24 protein-coding genes are annotated in these 26,459 nt (G+C 56.2%); 9 read left to right on the forward strand and 15 right to left on the reverse strand.

Translation table 11 applies throughout. The features are described from left to right. The first annotated feature begins 11 nt into the window (after window positions 1-11). Window positions 12-1,607, forward strand: coding sequence for a bifunctional aspartate transaminase/aspartate 4-decarboxylase (locus ABLO27_RS10085; protein WP_353032537.1), 1,596 nt, complete (start codon window positions 12-14; stop codon window positions 1,605-1,607). Window positions 1,608-1,770: 163 nt separating this feature from the next. Here the strand turns inward: ABLO27_RS10085 and ABLO27_RS10090 are convergent, their stop codons facing one another. Further along, entirely contained in the window at window positions 1,771-1,923 is a 153-nt protein-coding gene (locus ABLO27_RS10090; RefSeq protein ID WP_353032539.1) for a hypothetical protein, read from the reverse strand. Between ABLO27_RS10090 and ABLO27_RS10095 the strand changes: the two genes are divergently transcribed. Then, entirely contained in the window at window positions 1,916-2,332 is a 417-nt protein-coding gene (locus ABLO27_RS10095) for an MAPEG family protein (RefSeq protein ID WP_353032541.1), read from the forward strand. The genes ABLO27_RS10090 and ABLO27_RS10095 overlap by 8 nt on opposite strands. Here ABLO27_RS10095 and ABLO27_RS10100 read toward each other — a convergent pair whose 3' ends face one another. From ABLO27_RS10100 to ABLO27_RS10140, 9 genes are all read right to left on the reverse strand, one after another. Continuing rightward, on the reverse strand, window positions 2,333-2,950 hold the full coding sequence (locus ABLO27_RS10100) for a GntR family transcriptional regulator (protein WP_353032543.1): 618 nt from the start codon (window positions 2,948-2,950) through the stop codon (window positions 2,333-2,335). It lies immediately after the preceding gene. Window positions 2,951-3,053: 103 nt separating this feature from the next. After that, the gene (locus ABLO27_RS10105) at window positions 3,054-4,061 is read right to left on the reverse strand and encodes a YncE family protein (protein ID WP_353032545.1); all 1,008 of its coding nucleotides are present in this window, start codon (window positions 4,059-4,061) and stop codon (window positions 3,054-3,056) included. A 299-nt stretch (window positions 4,062-4,360) separates the two neighbouring features. Then, window positions 4,361-5,446, reverse strand: coding sequence for an anhydro-N-acetylmuramic acid kinase (locus ABLO27_RS10110; protein ID WP_353032547.1), 1,086 nt, complete (start codon window positions 5,444-5,446; stop codon window positions 4,361-4,363). Then, entirely contained in the window at window positions 5,443-6,795 is a 1,353-nt protein-coding gene (locus tag ABLO27_RS10115) for an aspartate aminotransferase family protein (protein ID WP_353032549.1), read from the reverse strand. Before ABLO27_RS10115 ends, ABLO27_RS10110 begins: the two co-directional genes overlap by 4 nt. 214 nt (window positions 6,796-7,009) lie before the next feature. Next, a complete protein-coding gene (locus ABLO27_RS10120) occupies window positions 7,010-7,552 on the reverse strand; it encodes a DUF3299 domain-containing protein (protein WP_353032551.1) in 543 nt (180 codons plus the stop codon). Next, window positions 7,533-8,801, reverse strand: coding sequence for an agmatinase family protein (locus tag ABLO27_RS10125; protein WP_353032553.1), 1,269 nt, complete (start codon window positions 8,799-8,801; stop codon window positions 7,533-7,535). Before ABLO27_RS10125 ends, ABLO27_RS10120 begins: the two co-directional genes overlap by 20 nt. 130 nt (window positions 8,802-8,931) lie before the next feature. After that, window positions 8,932-9,444, reverse strand: coding sequence for a hypothetical protein (locus ABLO27_RS10130; protein ID WP_353032554.1), 513 nt, complete (start codon window positions 9,442-9,444; stop codon window positions 8,932-8,934). A gap of 57 nt (window positions 9,445-9,501) precedes the next feature. Continuing rightward, on the reverse strand, window positions 9,502-11,238 hold the full coding sequence (locus ABLO27_RS10135) for an amidohydrolase (protein WP_353032556.1): 1,737 nt from the start codon (window positions 11,236-11,238) through the stop codon (window positions 9,502-9,504). Between the two features lie 314 nt (window positions 11,239-11,552). Continuing rightward, window positions 11,553-12,638, reverse strand: coding sequence for a LysR family transcriptional regulator (locus ABLO27_RS10140; protein WP_353032558.1), 1,086 nt, complete (start codon window positions 12,636-12,638; stop codon window positions 11,553-11,555). Window positions 12,639-12,655: 17 nt separating this feature from the next. On the opposite strand from ABLO27_RS10140, the gene ABLO27_RS10145 reads away from it, so the two are divergent. The 4 genes from ABLO27_RS10145 (at window position 12,656) to ABLO27_RS10160 (ending at window position 17,956) form a co-directional block, all read left to right on the forward strand. Continuing rightward, window positions 12,656-13,666 (forward strand): TAXI family TRAP transporter solute-binding subunit, encoded by a 1,011-nt coding sequence (locus ABLO27_RS10145; protein ID WP_353032560.1) that lies wholly within the window; start codon window positions 12,656-12,658, stop codon window positions 13,664-13,666. Between the two features lie 83 nt (window positions 13,667-13,749). Continuing rightward, a complete protein-coding gene (locus tag ABLO27_RS10150) occupies window positions 13,750-15,963 on the forward strand; it encodes a TRAP transporter permease (protein ID WP_353032562.1) in 2,214 nt (737 codons plus the stop codon). A 4-nt stretch (window positions 15,964-15,967) separates the two neighbouring features. After that, the gene (locus ABLO27_RS10155) at window positions 15,968-17,218 is read left to right on the forward strand and encodes an NAD(P)/FAD-dependent oxidoreductase (protein WP_353032564.1); all 1,251 of its coding nucleotides are present in this window, start codon (window positions 15,968-15,970) and stop codon (window positions 17,216-17,218) included. Window positions 17,219-17,236: 18 nt separating this feature from the next. Then, window positions 17,237-17,956, forward strand: coding sequence for an aspartate/glutamate racemase family protein (locus tag ABLO27_RS10160; protein ID WP_353032566.1), 720 nt, complete (start codon window positions 17,237-17,239; stop codon window positions 17,954-17,956). Between the two features lie 25 nt (window positions 17,957-17,981). On the opposite strand, the gene ABLO27_RS10165 is transcribed toward ABLO27_RS10160, so the two are convergent. After that, window positions 17,982-20,648 (reverse strand): AsmA-like C-terminal region-containing protein, encoded by a 2,667-nt coding sequence (locus ABLO27_RS10165; protein WP_353032568.1) that lies wholly within the window; start codon window positions 20,646-20,648, stop codon window positions 17,982-17,984. A gap of 436 nt (window positions 20,649-21,084) precedes the next feature. Between ABLO27_RS10165 and ABLO27_RS10170 the strand changes: the two genes are divergently transcribed. Further along, complete coding sequence (locus ABLO27_RS10170) at window positions 21,085-21,294, forward strand: cold-shock protein (RefSeq protein WP_352940353.1); 210 nt, start codon at window positions 21,085-21,087, stop codon at window positions 21,292-21,294. On the opposite strand, the gene ABLO27_RS10175 is transcribed toward ABLO27_RS10170, so the two are convergent. After that, window positions 21,282-21,458, reverse strand: a complete 177-nt coding sequence (locus tag ABLO27_RS10175; protein ID WP_353032570.1) for a hypothetical protein — start codon at window positions 21,456-21,458, stop codon at window positions 21,282-21,284. The genes ABLO27_RS10170 and ABLO27_RS10175 overlap by 13 nt on opposite strands. 38 nt (window positions 21,459-21,496) lie before the next feature. On the opposite strand from ABLO27_RS10175, the gene ABLO27_RS10180 reads away from it, so the two are divergent. Beyond that, window positions 21,497-22,522: a fatty acid desaturase gene (locus ABLO27_RS10180; protein ID WP_353032572.1), complete on the forward strand. Its 1,026-nt coding sequence runs from the start codon at window positions 21,497-21,499 to the stop codon at window positions 22,520-22,522. A 60-nt stretch (window positions 22,523-22,582) separates the two neighbouring features. Here the strand turns inward: ABLO27_RS10180 and ABLO27_RS10185 are convergent, their stop codons facing one another. Further along, entirely contained in the window at window positions 22,583-24,097 is a 1,515-nt protein-coding gene (locus tag ABLO27_RS10185) for an alpha/beta hydrolase (protein WP_353032574.1), read from the reverse strand. A gap of 20 nt (window positions 24,098-24,117) precedes the next feature. Further along, window positions 24,118-24,786, reverse strand: coding sequence for a hypothetical protein (locus tag ABLO27_RS10190; protein ID WP_353032576.1), 669 nt, complete (start codon window positions 24,784-24,786; stop codon window positions 24,118-24,120). Between the two features lie 66 nt (window positions 24,787-24,852). Here ABLO27_RS10190 and ABLO27_RS10195 point away from each other — a divergent pair, with 66 nt between their 5' ends. Beyond that, window positions 24,853-25,125, forward strand: a complete 273-nt coding sequence (locus tag ABLO27_RS10195) for a hypothetical protein (RefSeq protein ID WP_353032577.1) — start codon at window positions 24,853-24,855, stop codon at window positions 25,123-25,125. A gap of 225 nt (window positions 25,126-25,350) precedes the next feature. On the opposite strand, the gene ABLO27_RS10200 is transcribed toward ABLO27_RS10195, so the two are convergent. Beyond that, a complete protein-coding gene (locus tag ABLO27_RS10200) occupies window positions 25,351-26,295 on the reverse strand; it encodes an alpha/beta fold hydrolase (protein ID WP_353032579.1) in 945 nt (314 codons plus the stop codon). Between the last annotated feature and the right edge of the window lie 164 nt (window positions 26,296-26,459).

Here is a 26,459-nt window from a genome sequence, read left to right on the forward strand (position 1 = left end):
GGAGATCTCAAATGAGCAAGACTGATTATTCGGATTTTGAAGATCTGAGCCCGTTTGAATTGAAAGACAAACTCATTGAAATCGCATCCTCCTCGGCTGATCGTCTGATGCTGAATGCCGGACGCGGCAATCCCAACTTCCTGGCAACCCAGCCCCGGCGCGCGTTTCTGAGGCTCGGCGATTTCGCCGTCGAAGAGGCAGAGCGGTCCTACTCCTATCTCGACAGCGGTTTTGGCGGTTTGCCTGAAAAAGATGGCATGCTGCTTCGTTTCGAGGACTTTCTGCACCGTCACGAAGACCGCGAAGGCACCACATTCTTAAAAGCGACCCTCTCCTACGCCAAGAACCATCTGGGTGTTCACCGGCATGATCTCATTCACGAGATGGTTCAGGGGTTCCTAGGCTGCAACTATCCTGTCCCACCCCGCATGCTGGTGAACTCGGAAAAGATTGTCTGGGCATATCTGCGCAAGGAAATGTTCGGCAACGAGCCACCAAACGGGCCTTTTTCCATCTTCGCCACCGAAGGTGGCACGGCGGCCATGACCTATATTTTCCAGACCCTGAAGTTCAACGGTCTGGTGAAGGAGGGAGACAAGGTTGCGCTCGGCACGCCCATCTTCTCTCCCTATCTGGAAATCCCGCCACTGCCGGAATACGACATGCCCGTCGTCGACATCCGCATGGAGGAAGGTACCGACTGGCAGTTCAGTGACGCGGAATTGGCGAAACTTGAAGACCCGGCGATCAAGGTTTTCTGCATCGTCAATCCGAGCAACCCGCCTTCGGCGAAACTTTCTCCGGAAGATCTCGACCGTGTCGCGAAATTCATCAACGAAAAACGTCCTGACCTGTTTGTCGTAACCGACGATGTTTATGGAACGTTTGCGGACGATTTTGTTTCGCTTTTCGCCAAGTGCCCGCGCAACACCTTGTGCGTCTACTCCTTCTCCAAATATTTCGGCGCGACAGGTTGGCGGCTTGGCGTCATCGCCCTGCATGAAGACAACGTCTTCGATGACGCTCTAGCGGCCCTGCCGGAGAATGCCAAGAAAGGCCTGGACAAGCGATATTCGTCGCTGACCACCACACCGCGGGACATCAGGTTCATCGACCGGCTGGTGGCCGACAGCCGCGCTGTCGCCCTCAACCATACAGCCGGTTCCTCAACCCCCCAGCAGATCCAGATAATGCTGTTTGCCATGTCAGGTCTCCTCGATCATGACGACCGCTACAAGAATGCCGCCAAAGGTCTGATCCGCAGACGGTTCAACACGCTCGAACTGAATATGGGTGTGAAGCCGCATCGGGAAACGAATGACGTCAACTATTATACGCTGATCAACCTTCAGCATCTGAGTGACCGGCTCTACGGAGACGAATTTGCGGACTGGTTTGTCGCCAACAAGAAAGGCTACGATTTTCTATTCCGGCTTGCGGAAGAAACAAGCGTCGTGCTCCTGCCTGGCAAGGGCTTCGAAGTGGTCGACGCATCAGCGCGCGTTTCCCTGGCCAACCTCACGGAAGCCGAGTATGCCGAGATTGGTGCCTTTGCCCGTAAGGTCATTTCCGAATATCACGACGAGTATTCCGGGAAGAAACCATGACGTCTCAGCTGACCGGCAAAGCGCGACCATGAATTGCTGAAAGATAATTCGCTGAACCGGTAATCCCTGTTTGGCGTGACAGGTGACGCACAGGTTCAAAACCTTAGGGCTGGACTGCAAGGCAGAGACCGGCGTGCGGGCGGCCACGGGTTTTGGGGTCAGTTCAGCATTTGTTGAGCCGGTCAAAGCCATCCGCCGCCCTGCGATGGGCCAGCACTGAATAGTCTTGTTCCACAACAAGGCCTCCAGCGACCTCCGACATGACCGGAGCCGGGTGGCCACAATCTGAGACCAGAATGGAGAGTCTCATGGGCATCGTTGTCACCCCGATCTTTGCAAGCCTGCTTGCGCTTCTTTACATGGTTCTGACCGTACGCGTCATCAAAGCCCGAGGGACGGAGCATATCGGCCTGGGCGATCAGGGAAATGAACGACTGCTCCGACGCATGCGGGCTCACAGCAACTGCGCCGAGTATGTTCCCTTCGCTCTTCTGCTTATCTTGATGCTGGAACTCATGGGCGGCACGAACTGGCTGCTCTACGGCTTGGGGTTCACGCTGCTGATTGGCCGGATCGGCCACGCCTACGGCTTCAGCCACGAACCTGAAATCAGCAATCTGCGTGTTGCCGGAATGATCCTGACCTTCGGCGTGATCGGCGTGGCGGCACTGGCAAATCTCGTACTCGCGCTCGATGGCGCGGTTGCCGGGACACCTGTCAACTGATCAGATCTGCTGGAGCCGTGTCTTGTGGGCGTGGGCGATGTGCAGGCGCGCAGCGGCCTCAGCCTTGTCGCAGTCACCATCGGCAATCGCCTGAACGATCGCTGCGTGCTCTTCCACCGCGGTTTCCCGGCGCTCGGGCGTATCCAGGGTCGTACCGGCCATCAGGATCAGCGACAGACGCAAGTGATCGATCTGGTCGACGAGATAGCGGTTGTGGGAGGCCAGGCACAGTCGCCGGTGAAATTCCCGGTTTGAGCGGACCAGACTGTCCTTGTCTTGAATGCGCTTCCGGTCGGCTTCCACCAGATCCTGCAGGATCTCGACTTCCGGTTTGGAAGCGTGTTTTGCGGCAAGGCCTGCGGCCGTTCCTTCCAGCACTTCGCGCATGAAGTAGACTTCGTTGATCTGGCCATGGTCAAGCGTCGGAACCACCATGCCACGATTGGGTTCATGGACGGCAAGGCCCTGTGCTTCCAATCGCTTCAAGCCTTCACGGATCGGTGTCCTGGAAACTCCGAACTCCTCGGCCAGGTCAGCCTCGCGCAGGCGGTCGCCGGGTTTTAATACCCGTTCTTCAATGAGGCCGATCAGCCGATGGTAGATTTCAGATCCGTTCATAGGATCTGGTTAGCGGCTAGAAGGAGTTCGTGCAAGCTCAACGACTTCCGGGCAATCAGCCAAAATGGCCTGCGGAGGACGGTTGCCCGCCCTCCGCTTTCCATCAGCCGATGAGTTTCACATCGCTGAAGGCGAGGCCGTCAGCTCCCGGACCCGCTTCGAAAACGCGGTTCACTGTCCAGGACGATGTGTCGATTTCGACGACAAGACCACTTTCCTGAGCTCCGGCGAACAGGTAGTTGCCGTCAGGAGAAAACAGCAGGGATGCCGGTCCTTTGGCACCGTGGGAGGCCAGGTCGATCTCCTGATGAGGTTTTCGGGTCTCGCGATCATAGATCACGATACGATCCCCTCTCAGGTCCGCTACAGCCACGTATCTGGCATCCGGGTGGAACTGCACCCGAATGGGCAGGAACCCGGCATCGATCTCATCGACACGTGTCATTGATTGCGGGTCGTAAATGATGATGTTTTGCGACTGGTTGTTTGCCACCCAGAGCTCTTTCCCGTCAGGACTGATATCCACACCCTCGGGACCTCGATCAGTGTCGACATTGTGTGTGATTTCCATGGTCTGGACATCCACGACCGATACCTTGTCCGAACCACGGCTGGTCACGTAGGCGGTCTGTGCATCCGGTGAAAGAGCCAGCAAATGGGACCCGATCAGCTTGGTGGAAACGTTGCCGGCAACTTCACCCTTCTCGATATCGACCTTGATCACGTCCCGGGTTTCTTCCGTGGTGACGATCACTTCATTGCTGTCGCCAAGCCATGCAATGCCGTGCGGGGCCATGTAGGGTGAGATATCAATCGTCTGCATGTGTTTCGCACTGGCGACGTCGAACAGATTGAGCTCCTGGCCGATATACCCTTCTTCCAGGTATGAAACGACAACCACCTGCGAACCGTCAGGTGAGAGGACCATTTCGTGCGGTGACCCACCGGTTTCGACCCGGTTTATTTCCTTGCCGGTGTCGAGATCGACGAAACTGACTGTCCCGGCAAACTTGTTGCCGACAATCAGTGTTGCCGCATGTGCGGAAATCGCGCTTCCCGCTACAAGGCAAAGAGCAGATGTCGTGGAAATGAGAAATCTTTTGACGGACATAACTGTACTCCTCCAAGTATTTTTAACAAAGAAGCGAGTTCAATCTTGTTTACTTCAATATTAAAACCCTCTTCTCGCAAATACTGATATCAATATTTGGATCAATTAAACACTTAACTATTCTTAATATTTTCTTTGGAATTTTATTTCATGAGGTTATTTAATTATTTCAAAAAAATACTTCCATCTAACTATTCAATCTCGGAAGTTACAATTACTGTCAAAAGTGCAAATCAAAGAAGAAGCGGGCTTCGAAGCCCGCTTTCCAAGTCATCGCCGAGATCAATTGGTCGCCACTATCAGGTTCCAGGCTTATAAAGCCTGCCGCCTGAAGTCGGTGCACTCACACCAGTCGTTTCCGGAAATGTCGTCGGTAGCCCTGCCATGAGACGCGCTCCCAGAAAGGCCATGGCCTGGGCTTCCAACGCGTCTCCGTCAATCTTGAACTCGTCAGCCGACTGCACGGTTCCCGTCAGCCGATCAGCCAAAGCGCGCATCAAAACCGGATTGAGCCGACCGCCTCCGCAGACCAGCCACAGCCTCGGCATCCTCGGCAACAATGCTTCTGCTTTCGCTATTGCCTCTGCCGTGAAGGTCAGCAAGGTCGCAGCGCCATCCTCCAGGTTGAGGCCTTCTGCAAAGTCACCAGAGAAGCTGTAGCGGTCGAGAGATTTCGGACCCGGCTCGGAGAGAAAAGGATGTTTCAGGGCTTCGGTCAACCGTTCCTCATTCACCTTTCCCCTGGCCGAGATCTCGCCGCCCGCGTCATAGTCCCCCGCTCCGTGCCGGCGGACCCAATCGTCCGGCAAGGCATTGCCTGGCCCGATATCGAAAGCCAGAAGGTCGTCACCGTCGATGAAGGTCAGATTGGAAACGCCACCAATGTTCAAAAAGCAAAGTGGTTCCCGTGCTTCGCCCAGAAGCGTCTTGGCAAGCGCCTGATGGTAGACAGGCACAAGCGGCGCCCCTTCTCCACCCGCCGCCATATCCGCTAGCCGAACATCACCAACAACAGGCAGGTTCAGTTCATTCGCCAGAGCTTGCGGATCGCCTAGCTGGACAGTCTCACCGGACTTGGGGTCGTGCCAGACCGTCTGACCATGAAAAACCACAGCATCCGGCTTCAGATCATGTTTCTTTAGAAACGCACTGATCGCCGCCCCATGATCCGCCGTGACTTCCTTTGCAATCCCCGGCCACGTTTCGCGATGCGTGCCCTTTTTGCCAGCTGCGGCCAGGACTCGCTGCTTTGTAAGGGGTCGGTACCCTGCGGTCTCTGCAGCACCGAAGCGGGCGACGGTGCGGCCGTCGGTTACGATCTCCGCCAGGTCGATACCATCAGCGGAAGTCCCGCTGATGGTGCCGACAATGGACCAATTTGTCACAGACTGTCCGCCACCGCCTTCAGGCTGGCTTCGGCAATATCGAACATGTCGTTGATCTGACCCTCGCTGATGATCAGCGGCGGGCAGAAAGCAAGGGCATCCAGCATGTTGCGGGAAATGAGACCGTTCTCCAGGAAGATCGCGTTGGTTTTGCCGCCCAGCGCCCCCGGCTTCTCCGTGAAGGCTTCGTGCGCAAGTTCCGCCGCGCCGATCAGGCCGATGCCTCTTGTCTCGATCACAAGCGGATTATCCGCCAGTCCCGCCAGCCGTCGCTGGAAGGTTGGCGCGATTTCCTTCACGTGCCCGATCAGGTCCCGTTCCTCAATGATCTTGAGGTTTTCCAGTGCGACAGCCGACGCAACCGGATGGCCACTGCCGGTATACCCGTGGCCCAGCACACCGATCCGATGGCTCTCATCGGCAATCGGCTGATAAACATCGTCGTTGATCAACAATGCGGAGATCGGCTGGTAGGAAGAAGAGAGCGCCTTTGACAGCGTCATGATGTCAGGCTGTAGGTCATAGGTCTCGGTACCGAACATGTTGCCTGTCCGGCCAAAGCCGCAGATGACCTCATCCGCGACAAACAGAATGCCGTATTTCTTCAGAACCGGCTGTACCGCCTCCCAGTAGCCATCGGGCGGAACCACGACGCCACCTGCTCCCATAACGGGCTCGGCAAAGAAAGCCGCAATTGTTTCCGGACCTTCGGCCAGGATCATGTCTTCGAGGTCCTGCGCACAGCGCCTGGCGAAATCGGCCTCGTTCTCGCCGTCCTTCTTCATGGTCCGGTAGTGCGGGCACGTTGTGTGCAGGATCTGGGGAAGCGGCAGATCGAAGGACCGGTGGTTGTTCGGCAGACCGGTGAGGCTTGCCGACGCAAGGGTCACACCGTGATATCCGCGCACACGCGAGATGATCTTCTTGCGTTCAGGCTGGCCCAGCGCGTTGGACCGATACCAGATCAACTTGATGGCTGTATCGTTGGCTTCAGAGCCGGAGTTTGTGAAATAGACCTTCGACATGGGAACAGGCGCCATCTCGATCAGCTTTTCCGCAAGCTCGATCGAGGGGCCGTGGCTCTTGTATGTGAAGGTATGATAGTAGGGCAGCTTTTGAAGCTGGCGGGTCGCTGCATCAACAAGCCGCTTCTCACCAAATCCGACCGCAACGCTCCAAAGGCCGGCCATGCCCTCGATATAGCGTTTGCCGTTCACGTCCTCGACATAGATACCTTCGCCCTTGTCGATCACCAGGGCGCCGGTTTCTTCCTGGACGCGCGCATCGGCATAGGAGTGAAGTTGAAAAGCGGTATCGCGGGCTTCAAGAGAATTCGGCAACTGCGCCATGAAACGCCTCATCAAAGATAGACACGTGAAAGGATAGCGCCGGACAACGACTCATGAGCGTCCAACCGGCACGTCTCAAGCTAGACCCGGAACCGCGGAAGTACAATCGGGATTTCAATGATTGTCGCCGCCGTCCAGGCAACAGCTAAAGGGCGATCCTGCCGCGCAGTGAGAACACTCCCAACAGATCGTTGCCGACAGTCGCGACCCGACCTTATTCATCGACTTCAACATCTGGAATGCTTGCCTGAACAACCGAAGTTGCCTGGAGAGTGTAAGTCGTTGTGACGATATGGGTCTTGCCTTGTTCCAAACGCAGTTTGCCCGTCACCCAGACCGGGTCGGCGGTTACGTTCATCCCTTCAGGAAATTCGACCGCAATCACCTGATCCGGCAGCGGCGGCGGCGGATGGCTGCAATCCTGTCGCAAAGGTGGGATCAGCAGGAAAGTCTTCACGTTTCGGAACTCGAACTCGAGCGGGTGAGCATAGCCTGCGATCCTGACGGTTTTGCCATCAAGAGTTTCGGCGCCGGGTGTGCAGGCCCTGTATCGGCTGGACAGAAGCCGCGCCGACGCAGCCTGTTGTCTGCATTGCAGATGGGTCTGGTAGTTGTCCAGCAATGAAGCGCAAGAAGCCGGGCGGTTTGATCGTAGATCCACCCAGGACACTTTCAATGGTTCCGCCCAAGCTGGGCTCTGCCAGAGAACCAGCAGCGCGGCAACCGAGGCAATCCGCTCAGTTCCCCTCTTGGCCATGGGTCTTCGTCAGTGGGCTTTTGTAGTCGGGTTCGGTCAATCCGAGTTTGCGCATCGCGATGCCTGTCAGGCATTCCCGGATTGTCCTGTTGGCATTCAGCGCCGAGACATAGGTCGGATCCATCAAGGGCGCCAGCTCGACGATCTCGAAGCCGATCACGTTAGATTCCGCACACAAACGGCGAATGATCGGAAAGATCTCCCGCGGCATCAGGCCACCGGGCTCTGGCGTTCCCGTTCCGGGGACGAACGCCGGATCGAACGTGTCGATGTCAAACGAGATGAATATGTATTCCGGGCCCTCATTGGCTTCGCGGATCACGTCTTCCATGACGACGTCCCAGCCCCGGTCCTCGATTTCCGCCATGGTGTGATAACGGAACTCGTTTTCCCGCATCCATTCAAAAGCCTTCTCGTCCGGATAATATCCGCGCAAGGCGACCTGAATGAAGTTCTTGCCGTCAACCAGCCCCTCTTCGATCAGCCTGTAGATCGGCATGCCGTGGTTGATGAGATGTCCAAACCCGTATTTGCCGGCGTCGTAATGGGCATCGAAATGAACGACACCGACATTGCCCTTGCCATAGACGTCGGTCAGTGCGGCGACATCGGGATACATCAGCGAATGGTCGCCACCGACGATGAAGGGAATGACGCGACTTCCGTCTTCGTGTTGCACTTCCGCGACCTGGCGAACGAATGAACGAACGGCATGAATCGTTCGTTCCGTGCTCATCATGTCGTTGGGCGCGTTGCCGTAGTCGACAACCGTCATGTCCTGCAGAGGATCCACCATGACATGCATATGCGGCTGACGCGCACCGTAGCCGAGATAGATCGAAGAATTGCGCACTGCGTTGGGACCCCGTGAAGCACCGCGCGCGCCGCTTCCCATATCCGTGAATGCGCCCAAGATCGCGACATCCACCTTTCCGGCGGCGAGGTCCTCGGGCGTAAATGCCAGCGGCTGATGCAGGAAGGTTGGAATTTGCGCATATCCCTGACCGTAGAACCGCGCCGGATCAACCAGCCCCGGTGTCCGGCCTTCCCGCTGCCCCTCAAAGCTCGGCAAGGGTGTGCGCCAGGCATTGTAGCTCGGGTCTTCGGTGTCGAGCGGAACAACAGGCTGCTCACCCTCACGGATCGGAGCTTGCGTGCCCTCATACTCATGGCCGAAATACTGGGCATTTGCGCCCGCTACCAACAGCAATGAAGCCGTAAGCCCCATTCCGAAAAGCTGTGTACGCATTCCCGTTCCTCCCCAAACCTCAAGTTTGCAGCCATGCAACGGTGTCACGGTTCAGTCGGCCTGAAGGCTTCAACACCTCAATGGCTGTGACCCGTGAACGCGTTGCGTCGGTTCATCTCCCCCGATAGAATCAAAACAGTTTCGAAAATTTTTGCTCCGCACCGGAATGGTCGCTTCTGGCGAGCGCGTGCTCGACCAGCTCCCCGTAAGAGAGCTTGTCCTGCCAGGCGTCCTTCAGCGCATTGATGGTCGTAATCAGGTCATATCGCTCGACCGTCCGCAAACCACCGGCCGCGATGAACCTTGGCTTTTCATTCTTTGCGAAGCGAAGAGCCGCGACTTCGTCCGACAACAGGATCGTCAGTGTTTCTCCGGGTTGCAGAACCCGGTTCACAGCCGGCTGCATTTCTTCCGCCAGGGTCATGAGCCAGGCCTTGGACCAGACATGATAGGGCTGCCCGACCTCTGCATCGTAGGCGCGGGCCGTCACGAGACCCTCGGCCCGCGCTGCCAGCTCTGCTTCGTAGACAGTCTTTGCCTCAGGTACCCTGGCGAACAGCATTGCCCATAACAAAGGATTGCCGCAGGCCCAGACCGCCGACGAGCTTAGGAGAAGAAAACCAACAATCAGGAGAATGCGCATTTCATGTCTCCGGGTGTCTTTCGATCTGCGGGCCATCGCTTGGTCGCAGTAACCAGGTCATTGTCCGGCGCTGTGGTGGGTGACTTTGCCGCCCATCATTGTGTAAAGCACTTCAACTTCATGGATCGTGCTCGGATCAATGTCGTAGAGGTTCTCGGACAACACGATCAGGTCGGCCTTTTTACCAACTTCCAGGCTGCCGACTTCATGATCGCGTCCCATACCGTAAGCGGCATTGATCGTGTTCGCGCGGATTGCAAGATCAACCGAGACGCGTGCCTCCTCACCACCCAGCGGCGGAACTTGATCGCGACCCGGAAGCTGCCGCATAACCGCGGTCCGGATCGCCACTAGCGGGCGGTATTCAGAGATATAGCCTGCGGCGGGCCAGTCCGAACCGAGGGACACGTTTCCGCCCGCTTCTGCAATTGCCTTCATCGGCCCATACCGGTGGATCCGCTCTTCACCAAGGCGCGAAACAGATATGCTTGCCAAAGATGGATCACGGCTCATCCAGGCACCGGTCGAATCCCACGTCACGCCAAGTTTGCCAAAGCGCGGTATATCGTCAGGATGAACCAGCAACGCGTGGCTGATCACATGTCGCCGGTCCCGTGGCGGGTTTTCTTCGATGGCCATTTCGACAGCATCGAGGACTGCCCGAACGGCGGCGTCCCCAAAACAATGGCAAACGATGTTTATTCCTGCCGCATCTGCGCGCAGAACGGCATCGTTCAGGGTATCATAAGGGATAATTGGCGCGGGGTTGGCGTCAGGGTTGTCACTGTAGGGCTCGGTGTAAAGAGCGCTATAGGCATCGTCGCCGCCGTCCATGTTGATCTTGAGGCCACGCGCTGACACAAGCTCTGTGTTGAATTGCTCCCGCATGGACTCAACCAGCGGAACCGGGTCGATGCTTGGATCATTCCAATAGAAATTGCCCTGCACACGGATTGGAAGGTCACCGGCTTCGGCCAGATTCGTCATCATCTGGAAGCCTTCTTCCATGCCTAGGCCCTGAATGCCATAGTCATGGGCCGTCGTAATCCCAGCCGCCGCAAACCGTGGCAACCACTCACGTACACCAGCCTCGGTGTACTCAAGATTCAGATCAATCAGTTTCGAGAGCACCTGTAACTGCGCAGGGATCTCAACAATCCAACCGGCAGGCGTGCCATCCTCATTTCTGCGAAAGTACGAAAAACCAGGCACGGTTTCAGGTGTGTTTTCATCGATCCCGGCGATCTCGAGTGCCTTGGAGTTCACCCAGGCCTGATGGCCGTCCACACCCCAGAGGTAAATGGGACGCTCGGAGTCGATCTCGTCCAGCATCTCTTTGGTTCCGTAGCCATTCTCCCAAAGATGAAGCCGCACCCCGTACCCGTGGATAACTGGAAGATCTGGATTTTCTTTGGCGTAAGAGCGCACGCGATCAAGGATACCCTCGATGCTGTCGATCTGGAGGTCCACACCACGCATGATCAGCGCACCGGCCGTCGGATGCATGTGACCCTCGACAAAGCCTGGCAGGACCATTTTTCCTCCAAGGTCGGACACCTCGGTTTGTGGTCCGATGACGCTCTTGACCCCTTCGGCGTCGCCGACAAAGACGATTTCGTCTCCCGAAATACCAATTGCCTCGGCAATTGTCCCGCCGGCATCCATGGTGTGAATTTTGCCATTGGTCAGAACGCGATCGGCAACGGAATTCGAACTATCAGATTGTGCATGGGAAAAATGCGAGGCGCTGGCGACAAGCGCCGCAGCAAGTGCAATGGACTTGAATAGAAGCATTCCGGAAGCCTCCCGACCGGTTCATCGGTTGTCGCACGTTATAAACTAACGCTGCGAGCTCAGTACCTTGCGTCAGAAAGTCAGCCTTACATACCACTTAGGTATTGTCAGCACGGAAAACATTAAAACTGGTCACGCACCTTTGCCTGGCACATTTCCCTAGTATCGCATGAACTCGAAACTGATTGTCCTTGCGCGGGACGAAACAGAAGGGTCGTTCAGCGACAGGCAGGTTGCCTGCAAGCAGATGAGACCTTTGTCCATCCATCCGATACCAGCACAAACTGATGGCATGGGATGGCTATGCAACACGGCTATTCCTCAGACGCCCCATTCGGCTGGTCGCTTCGATCCATTTCAATATCCGGATGCGCACCAATCCCCGTCAGCATGTCCATCACTTCATTTTGCCAACCGTCCTTGATCTTTCTGGCGAGACTGGAAAGCGGCCGGTAAAGAGGACTGAATATGCCGTACCGATAGCGAAAGCCCTGCTGGATCGGCTTGAAAACCACTTCGCCACCGGTCACGTTCATTTCCCGCTCGGTCACGACTGTCAGAGGGTCGACGACCGACAGGCATCTCCCGGCCTTTATGAACTGCATCATCGGCAGGAAGTACTGACTGTCCAGCACCATGTTGGGTTCCGCCCCCACCTGGCGCAGCGCCTCAACAGTTGCCTTGTGCATGAAGTGGAAACTCTGCAACGACCCGAGCGGAACCCCGTCCAGATCCCGGAAACCGATCTCTGCTCTTTCAGCCAGCGGATGGCTGACCGGCATGGCACAAAAGCAATCCGCGCTGATCACATCCTGCCGGAATGTCGGCGCGCGCTCATTGACCACCAACAGGTCTGCGAAGCCGAAGTCGATCCCCTGGGTTGCCGCCAATTCCCGAATTTGGGGAGACGTGCGCGATGACAGGGACACGAGAATTTCCTGATTGTCTCCTAGAACACGGCTGATGAACCGGGGAAACAGAAAGGCGGACGGTCCGGGCATCGCCGCGATGTTCAAGTGACCCCGCTGTCCTGCGGCCAGGCCTTTCATGGTTCCGGTTACCGCTGAAAGCCGATCGAGTATTTCTGAAGCCTCTTCAAGAAGATAGTAAGCTTCAGGTACCGGAACCAGCTGTCGGCCCCGGCGTTCGAAGAGCTTCAGCCCGAGGTTTTCTTCCAGTGAACGGATCGCGGAACTGACCGCCGGTTGCGTCCGGCCAAGCTTCTGTGCAGCCTCCAACAGTGAAGAGGAATTCATGACGGCACGAAAGGCTCTGATCTGCGACAGGTTCATCCCGATATATAAATACAATTTTAGTTTTTGAAGCAATTTCAAATTTGCATTTATTAAAATACCGCTCATCCTAAGGGAAGAACAACAGGGCAAAACGCCCGGCTTCATTCCAAGAGGAGAACACGATGAGTTTCATGACCAAGATGAGTGCTGCGCTGGTCGCGGCAACGCTGACCGCCGGGACGGCCTATGCACAGGACCCGACCTTTTTCCGCATCGGAACCGGCGGTGCAGGCGGGACATATTTCCCGATCGGTGGCACCATCGCCAACGGCATTTCAGCACCTCCCGGATCGCGTCCATGCGAGGAAGGCGGCCAGTGCGGCGTACCGGGTCTGATTGCCATCGCACAATCAACGACCGCTTCCGTCTTCAACAATTCCGCGGTCCAGAACGGCGAACTGGAAGCAGGCCTGGCAGCGGCCGACGTCACCCGGTCCATGTATCTGGGAGAAGGCAAGTTCGAAGGGAAACCGCACCCGAACCTGCGCATCGTCGCCAACCTCTATCCGGAAGACCTCCACCTTGTGATGCCCAAGGGAACGTCCATCAACGATCTCGGCGACCTTGCCGACAAGCGCGTTGGCATCGCACAGGCAGGTTCAGGCACACAGGTCGCCGTTCTGCAAATGCTCAACGAATGGGGCGTGACCCGCGATAACATGGATGAGGCAGAGCTGAACAACAGCCAATCGGCAGAACGCCTCGCCGATGGTCAGATCGACGCCTATTTCTATGCCGCCGGCTGGCCGGTTTCCGCAATGGTTCAGCTTGCTTCGACCAAGGGCATGGAGCTGCACAGCTTCTCCGAAGAAGACCTGGCGAAGATCAACGAAGTCATCCCCGCCTATATTCCCTCGAAAATTCCGGCCGGGGTTTATGACGGCGTCGATTACGAAGTCCATACACCAGCGGTTTCGGCACTGCTGATCGTCTCCTCGGAACTGAGCGATGATCTTGTTTACGGGATCACCAAGGCTCTTTGGAACGACAACACCCGCAAACTGCTCGACAACGGTCATGCCAAAGGCAAGCAGATCACAGCAGAGACCGCGCTGGACGGTGTCACCAATCTCGGTGTTCCGCTGCATCCAGGTGCCGAGCGGTTCTACAAGGAAGCCGGGCTTTTGAACTAACAGCCTTTCCCTCTACTGCGGGGCGGTTCCCATACCCGCCCCGTGCTTTTTTCAACGCATAATATCTCTGGGAGGGAGGTAATATGTCCGGTGACACGGCTGCTGGCGCGCGTGAACTGACCGCAGAAGAACTCGCGGAAATCGAAAAGAAATATGACGAAGGCGCAGCCACGCGGCAGGTAACGCCACGCGTTGGAAAGTTTCTCAGGTACGTGGCGCTGGCGTTTGCCATGTATCACTACATTACGGCCGGTTTCGGCCTGCCACCCGACTACTGGCATATGGGCTGGCACCTTTCGGGCCTGTTCATTCTGATCTATGCGCTCTTCCCGAGCTTCAAGACGAAGACCTCCTTTGACCTCAAGACCGGGGCGCTGCGCCTGGGCGGTGTGCCCTATTTCGACATCCTGCTCATGATCTTGGGTGTTGCGGCCTCCCTCTATCTCGGCCTGGCGTGGCATGGCATTCCGTTCCTCGGCATCGAAGAACAGACCTTCCGGATGGGCAATCCGAACACCTACGACATGGTCTTCGGCTGCATCCTGATCGTGCTTGTTCTGGACATAGCGCGGCGGACACTCGGCTGGGTCCTGCCGATGATCATCTGCGTCTTTATGGCCTATGCGCTTTTCGGACCGATGTTCCCGGGCATTCTTCAGCACCCGGGTGTTAAGTTCCGCACCTTCGTCTCATCCATGTACTTCCCGCAGGAAGGTATCTTCGGCGTGACGCTGTGGGTGGTCTCCACCATCGTCTTCCATTTCGTCCTGTTCGGGGTCATTGCCCAGCGCACCGGCCTCGGAAAACTGTTCATCGACAACGCGACCATCCTGGCCGGGCAGTATACCGGCGGGCCCGCAAAGGTTTCGGTGGTCTCTTCTGCCTTCTTCGGCACGATCTCAGGCTCATCGGTCGCGAACACGGTTTCAACCGGCGCACTGACGATCCCAAACATGAAACGGCTCGGCTATCCGGGACATTTCGCCGGTGGCGTCGAAGCAGCTGCTTCCGCAGGCGGGCAGATAACTCCGCCGATCATGGGCGCGGCCGCGTTCATCATGGCCGAATTCCTGGAAGTGTCCTACACCACGATCGTGATTGCAGCGATCTTCCCTGCACTCCTTCATTATGTCGGTGTCTTCACCGTGGTGCATCTGATGGCGCGCAAACTCGACCTCAAAGGTTTGAGCAAGGACAAGCTTCCGCACCTGAAGACAGTCTGGCGCGAAGGGTGGGCGAACATCGTGCCCCTTGTCGGTCTGCTCGTGGTGCTCTTTTCAGGCTACACGCCGTTCATGTCCGCATTCTGTGGCATCTCGCTTGCCATCATCACAGGGATGTCGAGAGGCCGCGAGCCGATCACGCTGATCTACGCCGCCCTCTTTATTGCCTTCGTAGTCTGGAAATACATGGGTGGCGGATTTGATCTGACGATTTCCCTGATTCTGATTGTGAGCAGTGTGGTGGCAACCTTCAATCCGCAACCGCGTGTCAGTCTTCAGGAAATGGGCGATACGTTCGAGACCGGCGTGAAATACGCGCTCGCTGTTGGCGCAGCCGCGGCGGCTGTCGGCATCGTCGTCGGGGTCATCAACACTACAGGCATCGGCTTTCGCATCGGTTTCATGGTGACCCAGGGCGCCAGTGCCCTTGGATCCGACCTTCACAGCCTGTTTGCGCTGGGCAGCTGGGAACTGTTCTCCGTTGAAGATCTGACCCTTTTCATCAGCCTGGTCTTTATTGCCATTGCCTGCATCCTGATGGGAGCCGGCGTGCCTACGACAGCGCTTTACATCATGCTGGTCTCTGTGGCTCAGCCTGCCCTCGCCCAGCTCGGCATTCCGCCAATCGCGAGCCACATGTTCGTGCTCTATTATGGAGTGGTCGCCGAAATCACGCCGCCGGTGTGTACGTCGGCCTACGCTGCTGCGGCAATTGCCAATTCCAATCCGTTCCGGACCGGAATTTCCGCCTTTACGCTCGGATTGGGAAAAGTGCTGGCGCCGATGGCGTTCGTTTATGCGCCGGTGCTCCTCTTTGTGTCATCGACCGGATTCGACCTGCTTGAATTCAGCTATACCGCGGCCAGCTGTATTGCGGGCGTCATTGCCCTGTCGGCCGCTGTGGTCGGATACTGGCTTGCACCGCTGGCCTGGTACTACCGCGTCCTCCTGGCAACAGCCGGGCTGGTGCTGATCGCGCCATCGTTCCAAGCGGATATTGCCGCCTTGGTCATCGCCGCACCGGCGCTTCTCAGCCAGATTTTCACCCGCCGCGAACAAGCACTTTCGGCCTGATATCATGGAAAACAGGATCACAATCTTGGGTGCAGGTGCCGTCGGCATCTGCACCGCTCTCTCCCTCGCCGAAAGAGGCGCCCAGGTTCGACTGATCGACCGGACCGATCCCGGCCAGGAAACGACATTTGGCAATGCGGGCGTCATCTCGCCCTGGTCCTTCATCCCGCAGGCGCTGCCCGGCACCTGGAAGAAGATCCCAGGCCTCCTGCTCGGCAAGTACCGTCCCCTGAGCGTGCGGCCCAGCTACTGGCCCAAGATGGTGCCCTGGGGCCTCTCGTTCTTGAGAAACGGAGCTGACAGCAAGGTGCAGGAGATTGCGGACGCAATGGAACCGCTCTGTGCGCCATCGATCGACCTCTACCGGCGGCACCTTAACGGCACCGGCGCGGAAAGCCTGATCCAGGACAGCCTCTATGTTCACGCGTTTCGCAATGTCGGCGATGATGTCCTCAACGCAATCGATTATCGTATCCGACGGGAAAAAGGAGCTCAGCTGGAACTTGTCGCTGAACAGGAACTCAGGCGGCTTGAGCCTGCGCTTTCCAAGGAGTTCAAGGCAGCCGTTCTCATTCATGGTCAAGCACGGGCCCTCGCTCCCGGACGGGTCGCCGAGGTGCTTGCCCAAAAGGCTGCCGGGCTGGGAGTAGACATCGTTCATGACCGCGTCACGTCTCTAAAACGGGAAAACGGCTCATGGCAGATCCAGTGCGAGACGGCTGATTACCGCGCCGGCAACGTCGTCATTACAATGGGCGCATGGTCGGCCGAACTCTTGAAACCGCTCGGCATTACCGTGCCGCTTGCGGCCGAGCGGGGCTACCACATCGAGCTGCCCGATCCTGGCATTACGCTCAACCACTCGATCATGGACGTCGATGCAAAATTTGTCGCCAGCAGCATGGCGGACGGACTTCGTGTAGCCGGATACGCAGAGTTCGGCGCAGTCGATGCGCCGGCAGATCCACGCAAAAAAGATCGGATCCTTGCGCAAGCAAAATCCGCCTTTCCGGACATGAATGAAAAGGACGCCAGTTTCTGGATGGGTCGACGACCTTCTTTCCCCGACAGCCTGCCCATGATTGGGGAGTTTTCCGGGCATGAAGGGCTCTATGCCGGGTTCGGTCACTCTCACTACGGTTTGATGATGGCACCCAAGACCGGTGAATTGCTGGCAGACTTTCTGACCGGCCGGAAACCCAATCTCGACTGTTCACCTTATCGCACCGGCCGTTTTTCCGATGGTCTGGTTTAAAGACAGGAGTGCCTGAATATGGCCTCAACAAAACGCCCTATCGGCTTGCTTTGCCTTGATACTCATTTCGCAAAACCTCCCGGACACATTCGCAACGAGGAAAGCCTGCCCTTTTCCCTCCGCAAGGAAGTCGTGAAAGGCGCAACAATTGCCGAGCTTCTGGAACGGCCGAGCCTGGAGTTCTTCGAACCCTTTCTGAAAGCAGCCCGCAATCTGGAACAGGAAGGATGCTGTGCGATCACCGGCAGTTGCGGTTTCATGGCGCTGTTTCAGCGCGAATTGAGCAATGAGGTTTCGATCCCGGTTTTCGCATCCAGTCTGATCCAGATACCGCTCATGCACCAGCTCTCCGGACTGCGCGGAAAGGTCGGTGTCATCACCGCCCGAAAGGAGGCTTTGACGGAAGCACATTTCGAAGCCGTCGGAGCTGCAGCCACTCCGGTTGCTGTCGCAGGCATGGAGACACAGCCGGAATTCTCGGAAGTCATCCTGCAGAGCAAGCGGGTCGACATCGATGCCGATAAACTCGGCTCGGAACTCGTGGCGGTCGGTCGAGCACTTTTGGAAGAGCATCCGGACGTGACTTCAATCGTTCTGGAATGTACGGATCTTCCTCCCTACGCCCACCTTCTTCAATCCGCTCTCGGTCTGCCCATTGCGGACCTGACCACGCTTGCGACCATGGCCCATTCCATCGCCGCCCGCGAACCGTACCAGGGTGGCACCTGCTACACCTGAACGCACCCGGCCGCTCAAGTCAGGGTCATTTCGGTTTTGTGTTCTTCGGCAGAACGCAAGGACGCGCCTTTTCGTCAACTTCTCCGGAGCCCCTGAATATATGCCCAATCAGGTTCAGCGGCAGCGAAACCACTTCGCCGACGGCCCGCCCGGGTCCGGCGTCCTTCACGATCAGATCCGGCTTGGCAATCGTTCCCTTCAGCTCGAAGGGAGAGACGATCTCGACGAGCTGCTTGCGTTTGGCGCGTGGCATGAATGAAAGGTTCAGTGCACCGCTTTTGAAATTGATGCTGCCTGCCCCGACGATCTGGACGTTGTTCGTTTCAACGATCAGGGACCGCGTGCTTGCTGAGCCGTTCTTGAAGTGCAGCGGCAGCACCGCGCAGACCAATTTGGTGCCCTTTTCCTGGTTGCCGGTCACAAGCCAGGTGAAGGCATTCATGCCGGTCAGGTCGAGCAATCTGTTGGGTAGAGTCCCGCCCCAGAGAGACGTCGTTACACTGCCTGACATCGACTTCAGGAAACTGGCCTCGGAGTCAGCATTGCCGCTGACGTCGAAACTCGCATAAACGGTGCTGGAAATCGGGGCTTTGAGTCCCAGTTCATTCATCAGGCTTTTAAGGCGAAACTTCTCCATCCGTCCGTGCGCTGTCGCCCGGTTGGCGGCAGACGCGTAATCGATCGAGAAATCTCCTTTGATTGTTCCGCCGACATAGTCGAATTTCAGTTTCGACAGCTGCAGCTTGTCGTCGTCATAACTGACTGTCCCGGACAGGTTGCCTGCTGCTTTCTTGCCCGAAACGAATTTCTTTACATCCAGGCCCACTTCCACACGCAAGGCCGACTTGAATTCCTCTGTCAGCTGGACATCGTCATCCTGTTCGCTCACCCCCAGCTTGGCGAATTCGACCAGACCTCTCAGATCGCTCAGGTCCATCTGTGCTGACGAGATCGCTCCGCCAAGCAACCACACCCCAGAAGCATCTTCCGGCGCCAACTTGATCGCAGCGTCAATTTGCGTGGAACCCGTTGTCAGGTGACCATCCAACTCGGCTCCACCTCCAGAGAACCCGCTGGAACCGGAAAAGCTCAGCGCAGGAAGCGTATCGTCCGTTTCAACGTCAAGCGCCTTCAAAAAGGTTGCGGGATCCGGCAGTTGCAGATCAGTGGAGAACCGAAGCTCATCAACGACCCGGAGTTCGGGAATGGCCAATTCAAATGTCAGGTCGAATAGATCCGTGTCTGTGGCAGCACCAGTCAAGGCATCCAGACCGAAAGAACCGGACAACTCGTTCAAGCTCACTGTCCCTTCGATAAAGCCAAGCTCTGGAATTGAGTTGGCCTCCCTGTTGAGCAGAAGCGCAGCCGGAAAGCGGTAAGTGCCGGATAGATTGACTCCGGCCAGCGCCATGAGGTCGTCAATCTGCCCGGTCATCAGCAGGTAGGGAGCCTCGTCAGGTCCGTCCTGCACGACCATGTCCTTCAGGCCGACCCTGTTGTCAGGATGCTTGACCACCCGCCCGACAGAAATCGGGCCTATCTCGTCAAAATCGAGAAGGACCGCATCGGTCACGATCTGCGCCCTTTGAACTTCCAGTGCGTCGACCGGGCCTTGGATGTCTCCCGAGACCTCCTTCACATTGACGGCAAACGGAGTGTCGGATGTCGGCTTGAGTGGTACGAGCGTTGCCTTGAAGTGCAGGCCGAAGACCGCCCCTTTCGTTAAGTCCTCGACTTGGCCAGTGACAAGAAACTGGTCTCCGTCCGCATCGTCGATAGCAACCTTCAGGTTCCGAATATCCAGCTGATCGATGGGACCTTCGAAATCCCAGTCGAGGGTCGCCTTGCCCTCCTGCTCGCTTGCCAGTCCGAGCGAAGCGAGAAGCTCCGTGATGGACCCGGATGACGCAGAATAGTTTCCGTCGACAACAGCAACTGCATCCGTCGTGTCAATGGTCCCGGAATAGTGGCTATCAAGGCCCGGAAACTCGAAGGACAGGTCAAACGGGCCCCCTCCTTCGCTTCGGGCGACTTCCGAGTTCGGCATTTTTCCCGTAGCGTAAAGTGGTGTCCCGTTGACGGTCGCATCGAACTTGATCTCCGTAACAAGCGCATCTTCGCGAGACACAAGTTGAAACGAATTGATTTCAAGCGTTTCGTTCCAGCCATCCGTTTCATCAACGAACCGCAGAGTGACGTCGGAGAGTTCCAGATTGTCCAGAACAGGGCTGTTTACGATCGTCGATGGCAGCTCGAATACCGACGATCGTGACACGTTGCCATCCGGATTATCGGGCCGGTACACGATTTCCGCGCCGCTCATCTGGAAGTTCGAGATGCTGCCAACTTCTCCCAAGAGAAGGTTGTAACCGGCCTGGAACCTGATCTTTTCAAAGACTCGCGCCTTGCCGGCATTCCCGGTCGAAGTCCGCTCAACAAAGGCATCTTCAATCTGAACGCCCAGACGCTGTCCGAGTTTCAGCACGACATCTCCATGAACATCCACCTGACGCCCGAACACGGATGTCAGAATGCGGTCGGCAAGCGCTTTTCTGGCTGGAAGAAACATCTCCAGAGACGCAACGGCGTAAACAGCTCCAACCGAAACGACGATCAGGACGGCAAGCACCAGCCCGCAAACGCGTAGCACGCGCCGCCCACGCCCCTGCTGTTTTTGCGATGCCTGTTTCATGATGTCAGCACTCGGCCTCGGATGAAAAACCGCTCCCTGAGACACAGTTTACGCGCTTTTCCTCAAATTTGGCGTCAAAGAACGTTTCCACGACGCTTGAAGCCATGACCAGCACCACCGGCAACGATGATCCGGGAACAATAAGAGACTTAAGGAAATTTAACTTTTCTAAACCATCGGGGGAGGAAAACTTGTCATTACAATCCTCATTCTCGCTTTTCTCGCCCCTGCGAAATAAAAATTCCCCCGCTCCGGACTTTTATCTTGTCTCCAACAATTTCATTCACTATGTAGCGCCAATCGATATTGTTTGATGAACTTTGTGACTGCGCGCTGCCGCGCCCTAAACGATCTTCCCTATCAACGTCGACCTAATCGTCTGCAGCACATGGAGTGTTGCCGGCACATACTCATGACCGATTGAAAGGAAATCGTTATGACCATTGGAACCGTAAAATTCTTCAACGCCACCAAAGGCTATGGCTTCATTCAGCCGGAAGATGGATCTACCGACGTGTTTGTTCACATCTCCGCAGTTGAGCGCGCAGGTCTGCCGCCGCTCGTTGAAGGCCAGAAGATCGGCTTTGAAGTTGTTCAGGACCGTCGTTCCGGCAAGTCCGCAGCGGACAATCTTCAAGCTGTATAAGTTATCGTCTTGAAGACCTTGACCACGGATGTACTGGCAAGGTCCGTTAGATGAAAGAAGGTCGGGTCATGTGCCCGGCCTTCTTTGCTTTCAAGGTCTGGACCGAACCCGATGTAGCCGAGCCAAAGCCTGATCTGCATGAGACAGACTTTCAGAACCGGCACGCCTCTCACTTAAAGCACCAACGAAGACTGGAACCCGCGTGACGCAATTTGCCGCCGCAAGTCCGAAGTTCGACAGCACGAAAGCCTGGCCTCAGCTTCTGGCCAAGTACCGGCAACCTCGCCCCTGGCGCAGCATCCTGGAAATTGCGGTCACGACCCTCCCGTTTGCGGCCTTGTGGGCGATCACGGCCTTGTCCGTGTTGCAGGGTCACTGGTGGGGTCTGCTGCTCACGGTTCCTGCCGCCGGTTTTCTGGTGCGCCTGTTTATACTGCAGCACGATTGCGGTCATGGAACCTTGTTTGCCCAGCGGCGCCTGAACGACTGGATTGGCCGACTGATCGGTATCTTCACGCTCACACCATACGATTATTGGCGCAGAACCCACGCCGTCCATCACGCCTCCGCCGGCAACCTGGACAGACGCGGGATCGGAGATGTGGAAACCCTGACGGTCGAAGAGTATCGGGCACTCTCACGTTGGCGCAAACTGCGTTATCGCCTCTACCGCAATCCACTGATCTTGTTTGGCTTCGGCCCCGCCTGGCTGTTCGTGTGCCAATACAGATTGCCTTTCGGCCTGATGCGCGCAGGCGCACAGCCCTGGGTGTCGACGCTCGCTACAAATCTCGGCATTGTGGTTCCGATCGCCATCATGATCTGGCTGGTCGGTTTGTCAACGTTCCTCATCGTGCAGATCCCGATCACGCTCATGGCAGCCACGATCGGTGTCTGGCTCTTTTACGTTCAGCACCAGTTCGAAGACACCCATTGGTCAAACAATGGCGAATGGAATTTTCAGCATGCCGCGCTGCACGGCAGCTCGCATTACGATTTGCCCGGCCCCTTGCGCTGGCTGACCGGCAATATCGGCATTCACCATGTGCATCACCTGGCCGCGAAAATTCCGTTCTATCGCCTGCCGGAAGTGCTGGAGGATTTTCCCGAACTCAAGGATGTGAGCCGCATCACGCTGCTTGAGAGCTTGAAATGCGTGAAGCTCGTACTTTGGGATGAAAACACGATGCGTTTGATTTCGTTCAGAGAAGAACGGGCGGCAAGGTAGCTGACCAAGGCGGGCCTCCGCCTCCCCTTTGCGAAGCCCCGTGCCAGGTATCCAGCTCGCTCATGCTTCTGCTTGAATTTTCATGCGTTCAATCACCGGCGAGTTCTCGTCGTGCAGCAGGAACTGACCATAGTCCGGAATGCAGTCGAGGCTGACATCCGGATTTCCTTCCAGAAACTCAACAACCAGGCGAGCGCTGTTCAACGGATCCGCGCTGCCATGGATAAACTCCGCCTGCACCTTGAGGTCACCCAGTCGTGACCACACGTCCCGCTGGCTCATGCGCCAGTCGACCGAGATGGACGACAACGACGCCTGGTAGCTGTCGACAAAGAATCGCCGGCCCAATGGGTCGGCGCAAATCGTTTCCAGGATAGTGCTGTCCATTTCGCACTGGGCATATGCCTTTCGAAGCGTGTTCAGCATATCCCGTTCTTTGCGCAGGAGCCGCGAATAGAAGACGATCAGAAGATGGGTTCCGTGCTCGCTTTCCCTGGACAGCTTCCTGATGTTCCTCATGAACTTGTTTACAGGGCTCTCGCCCTTGCTCATGAAATAACTGGAAGCTGCGAAGATGACACGATTGACGCTGGAAGGGTGCTTGATCGCAAAGTCCAGCGCATAAGCGGTTCCCGTGCTGTATCCGAGCAAAGTGACTGATTTCTGATTCAGAAAGTGCAACAGCGTTTCCAGCTGCAAGGCATGGCGCTCGATTTGCTGGTCGGCAGGAATGTACTCAACCTGATTGGTCAGAAAACCGTCCCGAATGGGCATGATCAGCCGGATATTCCTTTCCGCCACAGCTTCAAAGAACGAAGGTTTCAGGGGCGGAAGGACGTTGCCATGCAGAAGTATGACAGGCTCTCCGGTGGCCGCTCCGGCCTCTGCAAAGCGTATCGTCTGCCGCTCCCCAGCTGAAATCTGGAAATACCTGATCTGATCCTTGAAGTGCGTGGAAAAGAAGGATCGCGTAAAGTCCGTTTCGGATGCCGACCCCTGCGCTGCCACGGAAACCCGCTCCAGCACCTCGTTGAAGATCCAGAGCGTCGTCAATCGCACCAGCTCATTTTGCGAACTGATATCCAGCTTGGCACCCAGTGACTTAAGCTGGCTTCTTTTCGTTTCATATGAATGCCCGCTCAAACTTGCACTCTGTCGAACCGACAAACCGCTCAATAGCGCATGCAGCAACCGGACTTCGCTTGGCGTAAAACCTTTCGAGGAACTTTTCTCGATGAGAATCTGCTCGGTATCGTCAACCCTTAACGGAACGATCCAGCAATCGTCTCCAGTGCCGTGAAATCGCGTGGCAACGACCAGTTCGTCGCCGACGAGATAGAAACGTGGCGCTTGCAGGTGCACTTCCGCCAGATCCAGCTGATCCAGCAGCCGTTCCTTGTAACCTGCGTCCAGGTTTGTCTGCGTAATGTTTCCAGAACGGTTCAAGAGAGCGTAGCGAAACGATGGCGCCGCCAGGGCTTCCCTGCTGTCAGGCACCCGGTTCTGCACAACCGGCGCATGGTGCAAATCTGAAATGATACGGGCAATTCGCTGATAGACTTCCGACAAAGACATTTTCTGTACCAATCAAACAATCAAAGTTTCAGCCGTTCTTTCTTGCGCGAAATCGGCACAGGGCAGACATCCTCCTGCAGATTCCAAAGTCGACGCCCCTTGGAAGATTTGAGAGCCCATCTGGTTGCATTGAAAACAAAGACGTTCTTCCAGTCTTCGTTTTCAACCATCATCGTCTTGAGCGCTTCCTGCTGAATTGCCACCGACTGATTGAAGTTCACCAGCGGCCTGCCGCAGGCCTGCGTCTCGGCGAGCCAGTCATGAACGAGAGCGACGGGTGTGTAATACCAGGGAGAAAACTTCGCGAAGAGACGACTAAATCGTGGCGTGGAACCGCCGTCAAAGAACATCCTGCCCGGGCGGATCGTCAAACCGGTCGATGTTGTATAGGCGAACGCATCCGTGTCACTGGGCACATATTCAAACCAGTCCGGTTCGCACCAGGTGAGTCTTATGTTTTTTACATTTTGAAAACGGCCGACCGGAGTGTCGCGGAATTTTGCCATATCAACCTGAATGCCCAAAAAATTTCCAACAAGGTATCCCGATACCCCTTGTAAAAAAACACTAGAATTTTTGCCGTTTTCACCCAATTGGGTGAAGTCGATCAGAAAATTTTGGAGACACTGTCGAAACTGGGCGAAGGCAGGACGATTCACGCCACGATCCCCGGTGCCACATTGTTTCAAGTCGAATTCGAAGGACTGCCCGTATCGTCTTGAACGGAGCACTGGTTCTTCAGGAGAAAAGGCGGAATGGACAGAGCTTTTATCTTGGGTGCTACCTTTTCTCTGTCGTATGGAACGACTGCAAAAACTCAATTCAATCGCGCCGAAAGCGTCCAGACCTTAAGATTGTTGGGGCCCGATGCCTTTAACTGCGCCGAGGCCATTCGGGCTGAAACAGCCTTCTTTGACCAATTCCCCCTGGATCACCAGGAGGCAGAAAGAGATCCGCACGCCCTGATTTTCCTGTCCGATGCGGTCACGAGCCAAATCACTCCTGCATCAAGACAGTTAAAACGATGACACTCCACAGTCTGAGCCGAAGATAATTCTCGTGCCTGTGAGCTGAGACCCAAAGGAAATTGTAGCATCGGTTCAAAGCCCGCCCCCCGAAATGCCTGGGACAGCGCAATGCCGGTCAAAGCCGGCATCCGCAGTTCTTGTGTGTTGTGCGCAGGAACCTTTAATCGAGTGCTTGAATGCACAATCCCGCCAGGCAACCGAATGCCCGGCATGGACCGTCAGATGTTACGCGGCATCCTGACGTTGCAGCCATCTTAAGATCGCACGGTTCGTTTCTTCCGGCATTTCCTGCTGAATCCAATGACCGCAATCGAGGCTGACCACATCGGCCCTCGGAACGAAGTCCGTCAGGTTTTCAGACTTCGGGATCAGATCACGATCTCCGTAAATCATGAGGGCAGGTTTCTGGATGACCGGGTCCACATCCGCCAGGATGTGCCAATTTCGATCAATGTTCCTGTACCAGTTTATGCTGCTCATAAACCCGGTTTTCTCGAATGCGGAAATGAAGACGGCCAGTTCTGCGTCGCTCATCAAGGGATCGCCAAGCGGGGCTTCCGCTCTTGCAAGATTTATCATCATCATACCGGGTTCCGGCGGCGCGGGGGGAACATTCCTGCGGAACATATTGCCAAGGAACCGGGAGGTGTTTTCATCCAGCACGGCATCGGCAACGCCCGGCTGTCGATTGAAGTGAACAAAGTAGTGGTCGCTTCCAAAAAATTCCTCGATGAACTCTATCCAGGGTTTTTCGGTGCGTGCCTGGTAGGGCAAGGCCAGGTTTATGACCTGCTTCACCCGGTCCGGATGCAACAGCGTCAGCCCCCAAACGACATTGGCACCCCAATCATGGCCAACGAAGATGGCATCTTCGTAGCCGTAGTGATCGAGAAGTGCGATGAGATCACCCGACAGGTGGTTTATGTCATAGGCTGTTACTTCCGCAGGGCAGGATGAATTGCCGTACCCCCGCTGGTTTGGCGCGATGACATGATATCCTGCTGCGGCAAGTGCGGGCATCTGATACCGCCAGGAATAAGCGTGCTCCGGCCAACCATGACAGAGCACTATCGGCTTTCCCGCATTTTGCCGTCCCATTTCAAAGACCTCGAGTTCGACGCCATTCACTGGAACAAATGAGGGTTTGGGAAAGTCGGCTGGACTAATCATTGATCTTCCTTTTTGCCGTCGCGGGATGACATGGCGACGCCTTCAATTCTGGTCAGTGCTCTTTCGAGCCTCAGGAGATTGAGAATGTGCGTTGCAAGTTCGAAGTCTTCTTGCTCACGCAGACAGTTGCTGCCTAAGATCCAATGGTGCCAAAAACTGGCACT

It is taken from the genome of Roseibium sp. SCP15 (genome assembly GCF_040329435.1).
In the GTDB taxonomy this organism is placed as follows: domain Bacteria; phylum Pseudomonadota; class Alphaproteobacteria; order Rhizobiales; family Stappiaceae; genus Roseibium.

Excerpts from the sequence above, each read along its gene's own strand:
- ABLO27_RS10160 (WP_353032566.1), top strand. The coding sequence starts at position 17,237 with ATGGCCTCAACAAAACGCCCTATCGGCTTGCTTTGCCTTGATACTCAT.
- ABLO27_RS10115 (WP_353032549.1), bottom strand. The coding sequence starts at position 6,795 with ATGGCGCAGTTGCCGAATTCTCTTGAAGCCCGCGATACCGCTTTTCAA.
- ABLO27_RS10165 (WP_353032568.1), bottom strand. The coding sequence starts at position 20,648 with ATGAAACAGGCATCGCAAAAACAGCAGGGGCGTGGGCGGCGCGTGCTA.
- ABLO27_RS10185 (WP_353032574.1), bottom strand. The coding sequence starts at position 24,097 with ATGTCTTTGTCGGAAGTCTATCAGCGAATTGCCCGTATCATTTCAGAT.
- ABLO27_RS10200 (WP_353032579.1), bottom strand. The coding sequence starts at position 26,295 with ATGATTAGTCCAGCCGACTTTCCCAAACCCTCATTTGTTCCAGTGAAT.
- ABLO27_RS10085 (WP_353032537.1), top strand. The coding sequence starts at position 12 with ATGAGCAAGACTGATTATTCGGATTTTGAAGATCTGAGCCCGTTTGAA.
- ABLO27_RS10105 (WP_353032545.1), bottom strand. The coding sequence starts at position 4,061 with ATGTCCGTCAAAAGATTTCTCATTTCCACGACATCTGCTCTTTGCCTT.
- ABLO27_RS10090 (WP_353032539.1), bottom strand. The coding sequence starts at position 1,923 with ATGCCCATGAGACTCTCCATTCTGGTCTCAGATTGTGGCCACCCGGCT.
- ABLO27_RS10170 (WP_352940353.1), top strand. The coding sequence starts at position 21,085 with ATGACCATTGGAACCGTAAAATTCTTCAACGCCACCAAAGGCTATGGC.
- ABLO27_RS10150 (WP_353032562.1), top strand. The coding sequence starts at position 13,750 with ATGTCCGGTGACACGGCTGCTGGCGCGCGTGAACTGACCGCAGAAGAA.
- ABLO27_RS10155 (WP_353032564.1), top strand. The coding sequence starts at position 15,968 with ATGGAAAACAGGATCACAATCTTGGGTGCAGGTGCCGTCGGCATCTGC.
- ABLO27_RS10120 (WP_353032551.1), bottom strand. The coding sequence starts at position 7,552 with ATGGCCAAGAGGGGAACTGAGCGGATTGCCTCGGTTGCCGCGCTGCTG.
- ABLO27_RS10140 (WP_353032558.1), bottom strand. The coding sequence starts at position 12,638 with ATGAAGCCGGGCGTTTTGCCCTGTTGTTCTTCCCTTAGGATGAGCGGT.
- ABLO27_RS10130 (WP_353032554.1), bottom strand. The coding sequence starts at position 9,444 with ATGCGCATTCTCCTGATTGTTGGTTTTCTTCTCCTAAGCTCGTCGGCG.
- ABLO27_RS10135 (WP_353032556.1), bottom strand. The coding sequence starts at position 11,238 with ATGCTTCTATTCAAGTCCATTGCACTTGCTGCGGCGCTTGTCGCCAGC.
- ABLO27_RS10100 (WP_353032543.1), bottom strand. The coding sequence starts at position 2,950 with ATGAACGGATCTGAAATCTACCATCGGCTGATCGGCCTCATTGAAGAA.
- ABLO27_RS10095 (WP_353032541.1), top strand. The coding sequence starts at position 1,916 with ATGGGCATCGTTGTCACCCCGATCTTTGCAAGCCTGCTTGCGCTTCTT.
- ABLO27_RS10125 (WP_353032553.1), bottom strand. The coding sequence starts at position 8,801 with ATGCGTACACAGCTTTTCGGAATGGGGCTTACGGCTTCATTGCTGTTG.
- ABLO27_RS10195 (WP_353032577.1), top strand. The coding sequence starts at position 24,853 with ATGGACAGAGCTTTTATCTTGGGTGCTACCTTTTCTCTGTCGTATGGA.
- ABLO27_RS10145 (WP_353032560.1), top strand. The coding sequence starts at position 12,656 with ATGAGTTTCATGACCAAGATGAGTGCTGCGCTGGTCGCGGCAACGCTG.